This window comes from Vibrio sp. 779(2023) (assembly GCF_033344285.1).
Taxonomy (GTDB): domain Bacteria; phylum Pseudomonadota; class Gammaproteobacteria; order Enterobacterales; family Vibrionaceae; genus Vibrio; species Vibrio alginolyticus.
Genome location: NZ_JAWPOM010000040.1, coordinates 1 through 15,539, shown reverse-complemented (window position 1 = coordinate 15,539; position 15,539 = coordinate 1). Strand labels below are relative to the sequence as shown.

General features: G+C 46.1%; 13 protein-coding genes. 5 read left to right on the top strand and 8 right to left on the bottom strand.

Going from position 1 to position 15,539, the window contains the following annotated elements; genetic code table 11:
- Positions 1-128 precede the first annotated feature (128 nt).
- From R8O70_RS24230 to lptM, 7 genes are all read right to left on the bottom strand, one after another.
- A complete protein-coding gene (locus R8O70_RS24230) occupies positions 129-2,615 on the bottom strand; it encodes an EAL domain-containing protein (protein WP_104979846.1) in 2,487 nt (828 codons plus the stop codon).
- 138 nt (positions 2,616-2,753) lie between these two features.
- Positions 2,754-3,470: a 5-amino-6-(5-phospho-D-ribitylamino)uracil phosphatase YigB gene (gene yigB, locus R8O70_RS24225; RefSeq protein ID WP_053350826.1), complete on the bottom strand. Its 717-nt coding sequence runs from the start codon at positions 3,468-3,470 to the stop codon at positions 2,754-2,756.
- Between the two features lie 8 nt (positions 3,471-3,478).
- Entirely contained in the window at positions 3,479-4,411 is a 933-nt protein-coding gene (gene xerC, locus R8O70_RS24220) for a tyrosine recombinase XerC (protein ID WP_005378742.1), read from the bottom strand.
- The gene (locus R8O70_RS24215; protein ID WP_005383398.1) at positions 4,377-5,108 is read right to left on the bottom strand and encodes a DUF484 family protein; all 732 of its coding nucleotides are present in this window, start codon (positions 5,106-5,108) and stop codon (positions 4,377-4,379) included. The genes xerC and R8O70_RS24215 overlap by 35 nt, the downstream gene beginning before the upstream one ends.
- A complete protein-coding gene (gene dapF, locus R8O70_RS24210; protein ID WP_005378744.1) occupies positions 5,102-5,932 on the bottom strand; it encodes a diaminopimelate epimerase in 831 nt (276 codons plus the stop codon). Before dapF ends, R8O70_RS24215 begins: the two co-directional genes overlap by 7 nt.
- A gap of 10 nt (positions 5,933-5,942) precedes the next feature.
- Positions 5,943-7,196: a diaminopimelate decarboxylase gene (gene lysA, locus R8O70_RS24205; protein ID WP_005378745.1), complete on the bottom strand. Its 1,254-nt coding sequence runs from the start codon at positions 7,194-7,196 to the stop codon at positions 5,943-5,945.
- Between the two features lie 61 nt (positions 7,197-7,257).
- Entirely contained in the window at positions 7,258-7,374 is a 117-nt protein-coding gene (lptM, locus tag R8O70_RS26510) for an LPS translocon maturation chaperone LptM (protein ID WP_005378746.1), read from the bottom strand.
- Between the two features lie 74 nt (positions 7,375-7,448).
- On the opposite strand from lptM, the gene cyaY reads away from it, so the two are divergent.
- Positions 7,449-7,763: an iron donor protein CyaY gene (gene cyaY, locus R8O70_RS24195; protein WP_005383391.1), complete on the top strand. Its 315-nt coding sequence runs from the start codon at positions 7,449-7,451 to the stop codon at positions 7,761-7,763.
- A gap of 69 nt (positions 7,764-7,832) precedes the next feature.
- Here the strand turns inward: cyaY and R8O70_RS24190 are convergent, their stop codons facing one another.
- A complete protein-coding gene (locus tag R8O70_RS24190) occupies positions 7,833-10,361 on the bottom strand; it encodes a class I adenylate cyclase (RefSeq protein WP_053350817.1) in 2,529 nt (842 codons plus the stop codon).
- Positions 10,362-10,707: 346 nt separating this feature from the next.
- Here R8O70_RS24190 and hemC point away from each other — a divergent pair, with 346 nt between their 5' ends.
- The 4 genes from hemC to R8O70_RS24170 are packed head-to-tail and all read left to right on the top strand — an operon-like array spanning position 10,708 to position 14,787.
- The gene (hemC, locus tag R8O70_RS24185; RefSeq protein WP_005383388.1) at positions 10,708-11,646 is read left to right on the top strand and encodes a hydroxymethylbilane synthase; all 939 of its coding nucleotides are present in this window, start codon (positions 10,708-10,710) and stop codon (positions 11,644-11,646) included.
- Positions 11,647-11,648: 2 nt separating this feature from the next.
- Entirely contained in the window at positions 11,649-12,377 is a 729-nt protein-coding gene (locus tag R8O70_RS24180; RefSeq protein WP_053350816.1) for a uroporphyrinogen-III synthase, read from the top strand.
- Positions 12,378-12,394: 17 nt separating this feature from the next.
- Entirely contained in the window at positions 12,395-13,606 is a 1,212-nt protein-coding gene (locus tag R8O70_RS24175; protein ID WP_054577266.1) for a uroporphyrinogen-III C-methyltransferase, read from the top strand.
- Complete coding sequence (locus R8O70_RS24170) at positions 13,606-14,787, top strand: heme biosynthesis protein HemY (protein WP_136977226.1); 1,182 nt, start codon at positions 13,606-13,608, stop codon at positions 14,785-14,787. The genes R8O70_RS24175 and R8O70_RS24170 overlap by 1 nt, the downstream gene beginning before the upstream one ends.
- The last annotated feature ends 752 nt before the right edge of the window (positions 14,788-15,539 follow it).

The following is a 15,539-nucleotide window of genomic DNA, read 5'->3' as shown; positions in this document are numbered from 1 at the left end:
TGAGTAGTTTTACAGGCAAAGCCGAAACGGATGATAACCACCTACTGAAGTAGGTGGTTTAGGGCTGAAAACAAAAAACGCAGCCTACGCTGCGTTTTTTACGACAAGAAGTTTCACGTGAAACATCATTAAAACAGTCGAGTCGGCTCGCCAAGATAGTAACCCTGCAAATAATCCACCCCCATGTCTTGTGCAATGGTGCACACCTCCTGATTGTGGACGAACTCCGCCACCGTCTCCGCGTTAAACACCTGGCACAAACGCACCAACTGGGAAGCGATCTTGCGCTGTTTTAAGTCTTTATCAATATCACGAATCAAGCTGCCATCGAGCTTTATGACTTCTGGCTCCAACTTTAGGATTTCATCGATATTCGAATAGCCGGACCCAAAGTCATCAACAATGATACGCGCCCCTAAGCTTCTAAAATGACTGCACACTTCTATCATTCGGCCGTAGTCTTTGATCTGCTCAGATTCCAGCACTTCTAAACCAATTCGCCTTGGGTCATTTAGCTGGCTAATTTCATGCTCTAAAAGCATTAAAGTTTTATCACTGAGCAAATCTTGCGGCGATAAGTTTATAGAAAAGTCACCTTGCTTATCTCGCATATAATGCAACGTAGAATGAATCATGTGCCGACTTAGTCGAGTGTAAAGATGTGTATCAGAGATAATTGGCAGAAAACGCCCTGGCGCAATCACCGTTCCATCGGCTTCCAGAATACGAACCAAACATTCTTGGCTTGCCAATTTGTGGCTACCCGCATGCACAATAGGTTGGCTATAAGTGATGATATTCTGTTTGAGAATGGCTCTACTGACGCAACTTAGCCATCCAAGTTGCTCTTTACGCACATCCTCACTGACTTCAATATCTTTCGCATTACAGATATGGGTATTACTGCGTACACCGGAGCGCCTCGCTTCGATGCCTTTGAGTAAGAGCTCATCTACTGAAGCGGATGGAAAATCTCGACGACTCACTAAGCCGCCGCATAGCGAGATAGAAAGATAATCTATTTCACGTAGGCCAATTGGCTCAAAATTAGTTTGTTCTACCGCGTCAGCAAAACGCGTAAAGTGCTGTTTGATGGTCTCGCTGCTTTGATCAGCTTTAAATATGAACGCCCATTCACCAACCCCAATACTATAAAGCTGCAAAGCCGTTGGCATGCCGAAACGCTTTCGTAGTCGATTCGTAAAGTGCATTGAGAGATCTTTGAGTAATTGATCTCCCACTCGGTAGCCGTATTTTTCGTTGATATGACTAAAGTTAAGTAGCTTTAGAGTCAACAAATGCTCATCCAAATCGATGTTACTCAGCCGCTCTTGTAATGCGACCCGGTTTTGTAATCCCGTGCGACTGTCGCGTCGATAGCTTTCTTGTAACTTGCGCGTTTGGCGATCGAGTTGATATCCCATATGCGCGTTCATATGGTTGAGATCGCCGATCGCATTTCGAATCAAGCTAAACAACGGTGAAATAGAGGAGCTAACGGGCGACTTAGGCAAGTTCAATGTTTGCACTTCGTCTCCCTCTCGCATCGCTAAATACGTCAGGCTGTGATGAAGAATTTCGGGCTGACCAATACCACCATGCAGTTCCCCCATACAGTAACTACCAAACGTCGTCGCAATATCTTTGAAGGCTTGGACTTCGTCGCTGCTGTCAATAAAGTCTAACCGTGACGCGCAGTTAAAAATCATCACGACTTCAGGTTGGTGCATGGCTAACTCAACCACACCATGCCGCACTTGCTCGAGCGTTAACGAGGGATGGTTATAGCAAAATTGCACTTCGTCACCAAGACACCAGGGCCTGTCGAAGCTCATACTGCCATCAGCGTGTAGCTCCGTTACCGTACAAACTTCCTTTCGCCCTAAGCTTTCTCGATACAAAGGAAAGCTGAGCAGTTGACTCAGCGTCACGTCATGGCCATCCGCCAAGTAACGCTTGTATACTTCCAGCGCTTTCTTCTCACCTAAACAATACAAGCGCGTTCCTTTTGCATGAGTGACTTTGTGTGGCATGCCAATCGGGTTCCATTCCGAATACGCATTAGTCCATAGCTTCAAAGTATCACTGTGCAAAGCTACGGCAACCACAGCGTTATCGTAAACTCGGTTTTGATATAGCACCCAGCAGCCATCGTCAATACTCTGCGCCAACCCTCCAGAAATCACTACTTCTTCACTGGCGAAGGTTTGAAACAAGGGATAGTCACGTCGTTCAATTTGCACAGCAAAGCTGAGGATCACCTGTGAATTATGCTGCATTAGAAGAGAGCGCTTGAGCTCCCCGCCATCAATGTCAGGGGAGTAAGAGTATGTTTGTACCGCAGAAGTCAGCGTGGTTTGCTCAAATTCAATCACACTCACTAGGCAACCAGAGGTAAATATCTCCCCTTCCAGAATTACATTACGCGTACTATGCCCCATAACATGAGCATTCGGCAGCGACGACAAAACGGCGTCTGCAAGTGTGGTCGTAAATTCGCGCGATTGCGTCGACAATATTTGTACTAAATATTGTTTATCTGAGGAAGTCGGAAAAGTGACTAAAAAGTCATTCAGTTGACTGACATCGTGAACCAGTTTTGAAAAAGCTCGCATGGACCTACCACTGCCGTAACACTATCTTCACCACGACGTGTGGCGTTACTATTTTTATTTAATAGAGAATAATTTACGTGGCTTTGAGCTGCTTTTCTAGACACAAAATGAGATTAGAATGGATTAATGCGAAAGCAATTAAAAAAGTGTGAGTAACGGCTGCAAACTATTGATTTCAATATCAGGTAAAGTACGTGTTTTTGAATGGTTAATGACATTTTTATTCATATCATTAAACCAACAGGCTGCAAAACCAGCCAACTTTGCACCATGCACATCCGTGGTTAGATGATCACCGACATGCAGAATATTCTCCGCAGGAATATCCAAGAATCGCTTCGCTTTAGTAAACATATCGGTTGCGGGTTTCGCCAATCCATCTGGTCCTGCTTTAAGTACCTGTTGGAAATAAGGCGTAAGACCGATGCGGTCTAAATCCACATTACCGTTGGTGATTGCCACCAACGGGATGTGCTGCGCGAGTTCCTCCAGTACATCGAGGCTTTGCTGCGGCACTTCAAAACGGTTACGCCAGTCCAACGCAACGTCTACTGCGGCTTTCGCGGCGGCATGTGCTGCGTCTTCGTCGTAGCCTACTTGGGAGAAGGCTTGCTGAAGTTGCACTAAACGCCATAAAGTGACATCGCTCTTCAGCTCGGGTTGTTGCTGCACAACTCGCTGTTTGAGAGCAAACCAATCCGCTTTGTTCATATGAGCAACCGCTGGATGATGGTGCTTGAGCCAAGATAGCAACTCACGCTCCATGCGAACGATCACAGGATAGTTGTCATAGAGGGTATCATCTAGGTCAAAGGTCATTGCCTTAATAGGCTCGATACGGCGATAAAATTTCATACTTCGGCTCACTCCCCGTTCTTTTTGCGTGCGCGTGGGTGGGCTTGGTCGTAGGCTTGCGCCAAATGTTGGAAATCCAAGTGCGTGTAGATTTGGGTCGTCGAAATGTTCTCGTGCCCTAAAAGCTCCTGCACCGCACGTAAGTTATTGCTTGATTCGAGCATATGTGTCGCAAATGAGTGACGCAATTTATGCGGACTAATATGGCTTGCGACAGACTGTTTCTGCCCCCATTCAGCCATGCGCTTTTGCACGCTACGATGCGAAATACGCGTTCCGAGCTTAGATACAAACAAGGCGGGCTCACCTGGAGCGGCTAAATCACCACGAACGCGTAGCCACTTCCCAACCCACTCGGTTGCCATCCCAGAGAACGGCACTTTACGTTCTTTATCGCCTTTACCAATAACACGAAGCTCACCACTACGCAGTTGTACGTCACGTACATCCACACCCACCAGTTCAGCCAAACGTAAGCCGGCGCCATACATCAGCTCCATCATGGCGCGATCGCGCACAGCCAACGGGTCGTCCTCGTTGACTTCAAGTAATTGGCTCACTTCGTCAACATCGAGGTTTTTGGGCAACGGGCGTTTTTTGCGAGGTGCTGAAACCCCTTTGGCTGGGTTAGCCGACATCTCGCCACGCAGAATAAGGAAATCGAAAAAGCTACGCAGCGATGAGAGTCGCGTTGCCAAACTGCTGGCTTTCATGCCTTCTCGCATGCCCTTACCTGCTAATTGGCGCACCCAACCAGCATCCACTTGAGACCAATCTTTGAGCCCCATTTCAGCTAAGTGCTGCGCCATAGTTTCTAGCTGCTGTTTGTAATTGCGCTGAGTATGTAGGCTAAGCCCCTTTTCGCTTCGTAAGAATTCATAGAAGCGCTCAAGAGGCTTTTGCAGACTATTTGGCAGAGGAGTGTTGGGAGTTGTCGTCATCGTAACTTTGCCATACCAGTGTTTGAGCGAGATGTGCCACTACTAATGATAGGTGACGCAAAAACAAGGTATCCATATCTGGCTGAAAATGGCCGCCATCTTCACTAGAAAAAGCAAGCACGCCCAGAGTTTGCTGTTTCACGAGCGGCAGTACCACATAGGACCCCATTTCCGGCACTTCCATGTTGCCAAACAAAGCTTCACGATCCACTTTGCGAAGACGTCCTAAGTACGCATCTTTGCCATTTAAGTGAGTGGTCGCAAAGCGTTGATAACTTTCCTTACTCAATTGAATCGATGCGTCGCATTGACTAAACAATCGAACAAACGCACGTAAGCCCAATGCTTTGGCTTTCTCTTCGATAGAATGAATGACTTGTTTAAAGTCACCACACTTTAGAATCTGCCCCTGCAAATCCATAAATTCGTAAAAGGTGCGATCATTGTTCGCCGCAAGCGACATTAGTGTAGTGATCTCTTCCTCTAACTCTTCAATGCGCTGACGTTGGCGATTCATTTGGATGTGTACCAAAGATACCGCGCCTAAGTCTGAGTGTGGGAAAGATAAACGATCCACAAGCTCCGGACGTTGCACAAAAAAGTCTGGATGATCTTTGAGGTACTCGGCCACTACTTCAGCCGTTAAGGCATCTGCTTCTACTTGAGACAAACCGTTTCCTTTTTCTTCAACTAGCAAGACAATTGACCATCAAATACATGCGTTGTAGGTCCGGTCATAAACAACGGCTTGCCAGGGCCTTGCCATGCAATTCGCAATTCACCACCAGGTAGAGAAACCTTAACGTTTTCATCCAACAAGCCCTGCAGAATCCCAACCGCGACTGCCGCGCATGCACCACTACCACAAGCTTGTGTCTCTCCTGCGCCTCGCTCGTAAACTCGAAGACGAATATGGTCACGACTCATCACCTGCATAAAGCCAGCGTTGACACGCTCTGGGAAACGCTCATGCGACTCAAGCAGCGGACCGAGAGTTTCCACTTCTGCCGTATCCACATCGTCGACCACGGTCACTACGTGCGGGTTACCCATGCTCACAGCACCACAAAACAAGGTATTGTCGCCTGCTCGCATGATGTAAGTTTTCTCTTTTTGCTTCGCTTTGAAAGGAATTTTGTTCGGTTCAAACTCTGGCACGCCCATGTTGACCGTCACTTCCCCATCATCTTCGATGTTGAGAATCATCTTTCCTTTCTTGGTGCTCACGCTGATGCTGTATTTATTGGTCAGCCCCTTCAAGCGAACAAAGCGGGCAAAACAGCGTGCACCGTTACCACACTGTTCAACTTCACTACCATCGGCATTAAAAATCCGATAATGGAAGTCGGTTTCAGGGTCGTAAGGGGCCTCTACCACAAGCAATTGGTCAAAACCAACGCCAGTATGACGATCCGCCAAGCGGCGGATCAGGTCTTGCGAGAAAAACACGTTCTGGGTGATACAGTCGACGACCATGAAGTCGTTGCCCAAACCGTGCATTTTGGAAAAGTGGAAATGCATTTGTTGTGTGTTACTCCGGTAGAATCTGTTCCAGCTGCCACAAACTGGTCAGCTCCTCACGCTGGCGAACTAAGTGGCTTTGTTTACCGTCCACCATCACTTCTGCTGCTCGGGTACGAGTATTGTAGTTCGAAGACATCACAAAACCATAGGCACCTGCTGAACGAACCGCGAGTAGATCACCTTCTTGCAAAACGAGTGCGCGATCTTTACCCAAGAAGTCGCCGGTTTCACAAATAGGACCAACCAAGTCGTAAGTCTGAGCTTCACCCTTTCGCGGTGAAACTGGCACAATATCTTGCCATGCTTGGTATAGCGCAGGACGCATCAAGTCGTTCATTGCAGCGTCGATAATCGCAAAGTTTTTATGCTCAGTATGTTTTAAAAACTCAACACGCGTTAGCAAGATACCTGCGTTCGCAGCAATTGCACGGCCTGGCTCAAAGATCAGCTCCAAGTCTTGGTGATTTTCAAGACGACCAAGTAACGCTTTGGCGTAATCAGAAGGCTGAGGTGGTAATTCATCACGATAGACCACACCCAAACCACCGCCGACATCAAGGTGACGAATGTTAATGCCTTGCGCTTTTAAATCATCAATCAGGGCTAATAAACGGTCTGTCGCGTCGATAAATGGGTCTATATTGGTCAGCTGAGAACCAATGTGGCAGTCGATGCCTTGCACATTCAAGTTCGGCAGGCTTTGCGCGAATTTATAAACATCTGGCGCACGATCAAACGCAATGCCGAATTTATTGTCGCGAAGACCAGTCGAAATGTAAGGGTGTGTTTTCGCGTCGACATCTGGATTGATACGAAGAGAAATTGGCGCAATCACACCAAGCTCACCCGCAACCTTGTTCAAACGTTCTAGCTCTGGCTCAGATTCAACGTTGAAACATTTGATACCTAGCTCAAGAGCGCGCTTCATCTCTGCCGGTGTTTTACCAACACCAGAGAAAACGACTTTTTTCGGATCACCGCCTGCGGCAATCACACGCTCAAGTTCACCACCCGACACGATATCAAAACCCGATCCCAAACGCGCTAGCGTGTTCAATACGCCTAAGTTTGAGTTGGCTTTCACCGCGTAGCAAACCAGGTGAGGATGCTGACCCACAGCACTATCAAACGCCTTCCAATGGCGCTCTAGCGTGGCTCGAGAATATACGTAAAGAGGAGTGCCATATTGCTCTGCAAGAGCTTGAAGTGGGACGTCTTCGGCCCAAAGCTGGCCATCATCCTGATAGTTGAAGTAATCCAAAATTCGCTTCCCTTATTTTATTCGACTGCTGAACCCTAATTTCACCCTAAGGTGCGGTTATTTATTGTGATTGCTCATTCTGTTGAGTGTCATCTGGAATGTATAGTGAGCCAGACTGACCACACCCCGCTAAGGTCGCGGCAACCATCACAAACAACACAGTAACTAATTTTTTCATTTCGCATATCGTGATTATTGAATCAATGCCCCCTATAATCGCACCACACTCAGGAAAAGCAATAGGATAGACGGATGAACGATACTGAATTTCATCAACTGGTGGATGCGCAGATGCAAATCATCGAAGAATCCATCGATGATTCAGGCGCAGACATTGATTACGAAGTCACTGGCAACGTAATGACATTGGAATTTGAAGACCGCAGCCAAATCATCATTAATCGCCAAGAGCCGATGCATGAGATCTGGCTAGCGTCCAAATCTGGTGGTTTCCACTTCAAACTTATTGAAGGTAAATGGACCTGCTCAAAAACGGGTATGGAGCTATTTGAAATGGTGAAGCAAGAATGTGAAAAGCACGCGGGCGAAGCCATTGATTGGGCATAATTCTGGTCAATCGTCACCAAAACAAAAAGAGCACCGAAGTGCTCTTTTTGTTTATTGATACGGGTTTAATTACGCGTTCACAGTTTTGGTCGGGCGACTCGGTGAACAACCGTCATTACGGTAAGGAATGATATACGCATTCCCCTCTTCAGGGTGAATAATTTGATAGTACTGAGGCAGGTTAAAGTTAATAAACTTAGACGCGACGCGACTATCGTCTTTTACCGACGTGTAGAAGCTGTTTACAGACGAAATCATTTCATCTTTAGAGCCGCTAAATTGGTGATACACTTCCACTTGATTTGACTCATCCAACACATAAATATTGAAGCCATCTTCGTTATCTTCAAAGAAGAACTGCACCAGACCTTCACTGGCAAACCCATCCACCGCTTCCGGCATTTGATATTCTTGCTCACGATCGAGCATTAACAGCGGCGAGCCTTTGAGTTTGTTAGTAGAAATGCTGCGGTAGAAATCGATGGAATTTTCTAGCTTCTGCACCGACACACCACGACGTTCAAAGAACAACCCATAAGTCTGGTTACCAAGACGCATCGCTTTAAAGCGGCGACGTTTCTCTTGCTCTACTGGTTTCAAGCGTAAGTCGATACATTCAGCTAAAAGCTGGTAAACCATATTACGCATCACACCACGCATGTTCTTCGCATAGCAGAACACATCCACTGATTCTGGTGGCAACGCATCTTGGTGCATTTTGCCCAAAATGGTTTTCAGTGCATCCAGCATCGCCGTTTCCCCTTTGAAATGCAGCGTACGCACTTCATGCCAAGAGTTACGGTAAACAAGGTCAACACTGCCGACTAAATTTTTATGTTCTGGACCAAAGCTAAAAATATCGGTGTTCTTAACATCCACTTTCAACGAACGACCAGAAAGTTCAGACGTCGGATCATTTTCAAAGTTGATGAACATCGCAAGCTGGCTTATTTCACAAGGACTCGCTAGCGCCTGCATAGATGGACGACGCTTACGCAACGCAAAAGTATTTCGTAAGTCACTCACCATTTGGTAAAACTTATCAATATCTAGCTGCGCTTCACGTACCACGGCATGTAAACGAGTCGATTCAGTGATCAAGCCATTGAAGAATGCCCAAGCAACCAACTTACTCAAGTATTCATGATGCTCTAGATATGGTTGCCCCAAAATGCGGTGCGCAATAAGCGGTTGTTTATAGAGGTACCAACCAGACTTGTTCACTCCCCCTTTTTTCACTTCGATAAAGCTCAAGTCAGGCTCGTGCAGATCAGGTGAAATCTGTGGGTTTAGTAACGTTACTTTGCCCGGCAATACTTCAAAAGCAGCGTAGAGTTTACGGGCCAAAATACTGATGTCTTGCGGACTGATAGCAGAAGTGATGTCGTTACGACGCGCAAATTGAATCAAGTTACGGTAGCTTTGCATCAACGCATCCAGCAATGCATGATGTACCACCTTCACTTGTTCAACCTTCCAATTACGGCGGTCATCGAGCTCTGCAACGACACTTGCATCCCAATTCCATTTTGCAATCATATCGCTCAGCGCTTCACGGCGCCAAGCTACTGAGCCAACATTCGGCTCACGAGATAATTTTTCATGGGTTTTGAGATAGAAACAGCGACGCACCAAATCCAAACGTGTATCGTCTTGAATTCGCTCTAAGTAACGGGTTACTTTTTCCAACATTAAGTAGTACGCATCCATGCCATAGAGATCAGGCTCATGGGCAAAGAAACGACGTTTAGTGTCGATGCTTAACAATTGAGTATGCGGGTATTCCCACGAGTAAGCTTCTAGCAAGATGGCTTTTAATACCGATTTGTAGGGAGAGTCGATGCTTTTGTATAACTGCCACAAGTTCGAACCGAAGTATTCTTCAGCAGGAATGCAGTTCAATTTACCAAAGTCGATCCATTCACTACAATCGATGTAACCATCACTGCACAATTGAGAAACGTACTCGTCGTAACACTCTTCCATTTCTGGCGGCACGATTTGCCATAACAAACGCTGTCCGGCAATACGCACCGCACTACGATAGAATTCATCTAACAAAAGTAAGTGCTGAGATGAACCACAGTTATCACCTGTCATCTCCTCAGAATGATTGCTTCTAAAGCGCTCTTTATCCATTAAGAAAAAGTTCGCTTCCACGCCTTTGCTTTGTGCCCAATCCGTGATGAGTAGGCATTTATTGGTCAATAACTCGCGTTCGTCACAATCCATCTCTGGTGAAATACACACCCAAATATCCAAATCACTGGAAGTACTTTGACCAATCGAGGAGGTACTGCCCATGGTGTACAAACCCAATATAGCGGGCTTTTCTACCGTCTTGAGCGGCTGACCAATGGCAAGTTGAATATCATCTATGAATTGTTGCTGAATGCTATTTAGTTCAAGCCCATGCACACCAAACGGGACATCGGCATCATAATAGCCAGGAATTACAGGATGGTTGTAGTTCAACAAGGCAGGAATCAAGTGGAAGACTTGCTGGCTTTGCGAATCCATAAGCGCCAACGCGCGATCAACTCGCTGCTGATTCAAATTATCTAGTCGCTGGATGATTTTTTGGGTGTAAGCCTGCAAGGGGAATTCCTTGGTTGAACAATCACGAAAATCTGCTGACGTTTTAAACCAAAACGGCTTAAAAACGTGATCAATTTAACACTTTTATTGGTGCGGGTAAAGCTTCACGCCCGTGTATCACTCCGGATACAAAACCATACTTTAGTCACAAAATTAATCGCGCGGTAGTGTCGCTCTTATTACCTATTACTAATAATAGTCCTTAGTCTAATTGAGAATCCAGTCACACTATTTTCATAACGTCATGTAATTCCATTCATAGCCTTCAGAGATAACGAACTAACAGTAAGCATTTCTTGATGAGAATGGTAGGATAAACCCAAATCCAAACAGCATTGAGAAGATCATGACACAATCCACACCGATTCGCATTGCAACTCGAAAAAGCCCTCTTGCTTTATGGCAAGCTTACTTTGTTAAAGACGCCCTTCAAGCCGCTCACCCAGGCTTGGAAGTCGAGTTAGTAACCATGGTGACCAAAGGTGACGTGATTTTAGATACACCACTAGCAAAAGTTGGCGGCAAAGGCTTGTTCGTAAAAGAGCTTGAAATCGCGATGCTAGAAGGACGTGCAGACCTCGCCGTTCACTCAATGAAAGACGTACCCGTCGATTTCCCAGAAGGCCTTGGCCTCGTGACCATTTGTGAGCGTGAAGATCCTCGTGATGCCTTCGTCTCTAATACCTATAGCCACATTGATGAGCTCCCTCAAGGTGCCGTGGTTGGTACTTGCAGTTTGCGCCGTCAATGCCAACTGAAAGAATATCGTCCGGACATCATCATCAAAGAGCTTCGCGGTAATGTGGGCACTCGCCTTGGTAAGTTAGATGCGGGTGAGTATGATGCAATCATTCTTGCTGCGGCTGGCCTTAAACGATTGAAGCTTGAAGAGCGCATTCGTAGCTTTATCGAACCAGAGCAATCACTACCAGCGGTAGGCCAAGGTGCTGTCGGTATTGAGTGCCGCCTTGACGATGAAAGACTGCTTAAGCTGCTTGAGCCACTTAACCACCAAGACACCGTAGACCGCGTTTTGTGTGAGCGCGCAATGAATCTGACCCTAGAAGGCGGCTGTCAGGTACCTATCGGCAGCTATGCCCTACTAGACGGCGACAACATTTGGCTACGCGCATTAGTTGGCGAACCAGATGGCAGCGAAATTGTTCGTGGTGAAATTCGTGGCCATCGTAAAGATGGCGAAGCATTAGGAGTGCAGCTAGCCAATGAGCTGCTAGATAACGGCGCTCGTGAAATCCTAACTAAGCTGTACGCAGATCACGAATAACCATGGCAGTGTTGGTCACTCGGCCGGGAGAGCAAGGCAGCGCGCTTTGCTCTCTGCTCGAAAGGCACGGCATTTCCGCATATCACCATCCTCTGATCGACATTGTCGCCGATCTCACGGACACGCACCTCTCTAAACATCTACATCAAGCTCAAATTGTTATCGCTGTTAGTCGACATGCAGTGCAATGTGCACAGCAAATCTTAGCCAGCAACGGGATGTCATGGCCGAAACAAGCTATTTACCTTGCCGTTGGTCAAAAAACAGCACACTATTTAAGCAAATGTACCCAACAGAAAGTACACTATCCCCAAGTCAGTGATAGTGAACACTTATTGCGACTGCCAGAGCTCAACAATGTGGCACAACAACAAGTTCTTATCCTTCGTGGTAACGGCGGAAGAGAGCTGATCAAAGATGCATTGGTGAGGCGTGGCGCAAAAGTTCACTATAGTGAGACTTACAAGAGAGAATTCATCCCATTCGATCCAGTAAGCTGTATCTCACTATGGAAAAACCTACAAATTAACCAGATTATTGTCACCAGTGGTGAACAACTGGATTATTTGTGCAGCCAATTGACGTCGGAGCAATTGACTTGGCTTAATCAACAAGAGTTGTATATCCCCAGTCAGCGTATCGCTGACATCGCAATTCAAAGGGGGTTCACTCGCGTGAGATGCACGGGAAGCGCATCTAACCAAGAATTACTGGCGGCTCTCCAGCCCTAGCTACACAGGATATAGGCATGACAAGTAAAAATAACGACCAAAAAAATAACGATAAAAACCTTTCCGAAGAAACCTCATCGGCACCGCTAGTCGAAAAAACCACATCGCAGCAGGATGCGGACCTTAAAAAAGAGCAACCACAAGCGGCCGAGCCCCCAAAAACAGCAGAACCAACCAAAATCGAGTTTGAAGAAAAACAAGGCAAACGCGGTGTCAAACTAGGCACGGTCGCTATCATCTTGTCGATTATTTTTGGCGGTGGCCTCGCGTACAAGCTGCATCAACAGCAAGCCGATTACCAAGCGCAGATCGCCCAACTAAAAAGTCAGCTAGAAAGCTCTCAAGCCTCCATGAAGCAAGAGCTCAGCCGGGTACAAGAAGAAACCATCGAGAAAGCAACGACCGTGACACACAAAGCGGAAGTGGTACTGGGACAGCAACAGAAGAGCATTGAAAGCTTACAGCTCGCCGTTGCCGATGTGAAAGGTCGTCGACCAAACGACTGGCTATTAGCGGAAGCCGATTACCTCGTCAAATTAGCCGGCCGTAAACTGTTCTTAGAGCATGACGTAGAAAGCGCAACTCAACTGATGGAAAGTGCAGACCAACGCATTGCAGCGCTGAATGACCCTAGTCTCGTCAAACTACGTAAAGCAATGGCGAACGATATCACCAAACTTCGCACTATCCCGCTAATTGACCGTGATGGATTGGTACTACGCTTAACTGCCCTGCAACAGCAAGTAGACAAGCTCCCTCTCGCCAATGCACTGCTACCTGAAGCTGAAGCCGTAGAAAACACTGAAGTATCTGAAGATATCGCAAACTGGCAAGATAACTTAATGACCTCTTTGAAGGACTTTTCAGAAAACTTCATTACCTTCCGCACGCGCGATGGTAACGTCATTCCACTGCTTTCTCCTGAGCAACACTTTTACCTGAAAGAAAACATCAAAGCCAAATTGGAAACGGCAATAAAAGCGGTGTACCAAGAACAAGGTGAAATTTACACCACATCTCTAAAAACAGCCGACAAATGGGCATTAGCTTTCTTCAACCAAGACGATAATTCCGTTAAAGAGTTCAACAAAACGGTTAACCTGCTAAGTCAGCAAAATATTCAAGTGGAATACCCAACAAAACTGCAAAGTCAGTCTCAACTATCAGATGTCATCCGTGAACGCCTACGTCGTGAAGTCACAACGATGACAGGCATGGAGGATAAGTAATGTTTCGTCTTATTTTCCTATTTGTTGTACTAGGCGCAGGACTATTTGTTGGCACCCAGTTTTCTGGTCAGCAAGGCTATGTACTCATCTCCATTGCCGAGAAAACGATCGAGATGAGCGTAACGACATTAGTGGTTTTCGTTATCGCTGCACTCGCAGGTCTTTTTCTGCTTGAGTACCTGATTAAGAAGTTAGTTTATGCTAGTTCTACAACATGGAACTACTTCAGTGTTCGCAAAATGCGCCATTCCCGCCGATACACCAATGAAGGCATTATTAAACTTCTAGAAGGTGACTGGAAAGGTGCTGAGAAGAAAGTAACTCGCTGGGCAAATCATCACGATATGCCGCTGCTTTGCTACTTGGTTGCGTCTGAAGCCGCACAAGGCCAAGGTGATAAAGCAAAACGAGATCACTATCTAGCGCTAGCGAGCCAACAAGAGAACGCCCATCTCGCAGTAGAACTGACTCGAGCGAAACAATTTATCCGCGACAACGAGTTCGAGTCCGCTTTCGATACCTTGCAATCGTTAAAAAGTCAGTATGCGAGTAACTCTATTGTATTGAACTTGCTGAAAACAACGTACATGCAGCTAAAGTTGTGGCAACCTCTTATTGACCTCTTGCCACAACTAACCAAAGCAAAACTCATCACGGAAGAAGAACATGCAGAGCTGATTCAAAAGGCGCAGTGCGGCTTACTCCATGAAGTAGCGCAACAACAAGGTAGCGAAGGGCTAATCTCCCATTGGAATAGTCTCTCACGTAAAGTGAAACAAGACACAAACCTCGTTGCCTGTTTTGCTCGAGAACTCATCACACGAAAAGCTGATGCAGAAGCCTTTACCGTGCTAAAAGAAGCATTAAAAAAACAACCTGCCCCAGAGCTTTATCAACTTCTGCCAGATCTAAACCTGCCAGATACCCACCCTGTCGTGGTCTTCTTAGAGGGAGTAGTGAAGAAAGAACCGGATAACGCCGCTGCCCATAGCGCATTAGCGCACTTCTATTTCCGTCAAGAGAAGTGGCAAGAAGCCCAGGATCACTTTGAGATCGCCTTAAAGCTTCGCTCTGACGTCTCTGACTATGCATTCCTAGCAGACACACTAGAGAAGCAAAATCTAACCAAAGCTGCTCACGAAGTCTCTCGTAAAGCTCTCACGCTCGTACAGAATGACTAACTTAAGATGACCTAACCAAGCCGACAGCTTACCTGTCGGCTTTTTTATTGCCTGCTATTAACCCTTCAGTCCTTACATCAATATGTTTATCAAATTCATTGGTTCCCAAGTAATTTCCAACTTCCTAGCAACTCACTATCGTTTCACTTTCACTCTTCTCTTTTGACTACTCTGATCCTGTCATTCCAGCAGAATCCAAAAACAATTTTAAAAGATGCAGGAATACGTAACTTTAGCCTGTTGATGTATGGTTTTAAGACGTAGCTAGATTTAGGCAATAGAGCACACGCATCGCTAGACTGAGCAAAACAAAAAGATACATCAGTGAAACAGTGGCTATTTTAGTATGCTTATTTGTTCGGTCTATCCGGTAAAAGGGGCTAGAGAAGCAATGGTAGTGCTTTAAGAGAACGATAAGGCAATAGATGGTTCAAACACCTTAACAAAGCATCTCCAACAACCTTATCGGGACAGCATGCAGTGATGAGGATGAACAGCTTTAGAGGCAACTGCACTTCTTAGCAAAAATCAAAACGTCACAACCAATACCGATCCCAATATTACTTTGTCGAAAAGTAGATCGCATATGGAATTGATTTTTGGCAAGCATAGATAGAGTAATAAAGATGTGCGGAAATGAAAAAAGCCTCGCTATTTCTAGCGAGGCTTCTTAATAGTGGCGGAGAGATAGGGATTTGAACCCTAGATACGCTATTAACGTATGCCGGTTTTCAAGACCGGTGCTTTCAACC

What these genes read in the sequence shown, in the direction of transcription:
- R8O70_RS24230 (WP_104979846.1), bottom strand. Translation starts at nt 2,615, where the DNA reads ATGCGAGCTTTTTCAAAACTGGTTCACGATGTCAGTCAACTGAATGAC.
- yigB (WP_053350826.1), bottom strand. Translation starts at nt 3,470, where the DNA reads ATGAAATTTTATCGCCGTATCGAGCCTATTAAGGCAATGACCTTTGAC.
- xerC (WP_005378742.1), bottom strand. Translation starts at nt 4,411, where the DNA reads ATGACGACAACTCCCAACACTCCTCTGCCAAATAGTCTGCAAAAGCCT.
- dapF (WP_005378744.1), bottom strand. Translation starts at nt 5,932, where the DNA reads ATGCATTTCCACTTTTCCAAAATGCACGGTTTGGGCAACGACTTCATG.
- lptM (WP_005378746.1), bottom strand. Translation starts at nt 7,374, where the DNA reads ATGAAAAAATTAGTTACTGTGTTGTTTGTGATGGTTGCCGCGACCTTA.
- cyaY (WP_005383391.1), top strand. Translation starts at nt 7,449, where the DNA reads ATGAACGATACTGAATTTCATCAACTGGTGGATGCGCAGATGCAAATC.
- hemC (WP_005383388.1), top strand. Translation starts at nt 10,708, where the DNA reads ATGACACAATCCACACCGATTCGCATTGCAACTCGAAAAAGCCCTCTT.
- R8O70_RS24180 (WP_053350816.1), top strand. Translation starts at nt 11,649, where the DNA reads ATGGCAGTGTTGGTCACTCGGCCGGGAGAGCAAGGCAGCGCGCTTTGC.
- R8O70_RS24175 (WP_054577266.1), top strand. Translation starts at nt 12,395, where the DNA reads ATGACAAGTAAAAATAACGACCAAAAAAATAACGATAAAAACCTTTCC.
- R8O70_RS24170 (WP_136977226.1), top strand. Translation starts at nt 13,606, where the DNA reads ATGTTTCGTCTTATTTTCCTATTTGTTGTACTAGGCGCAGGACTATTT.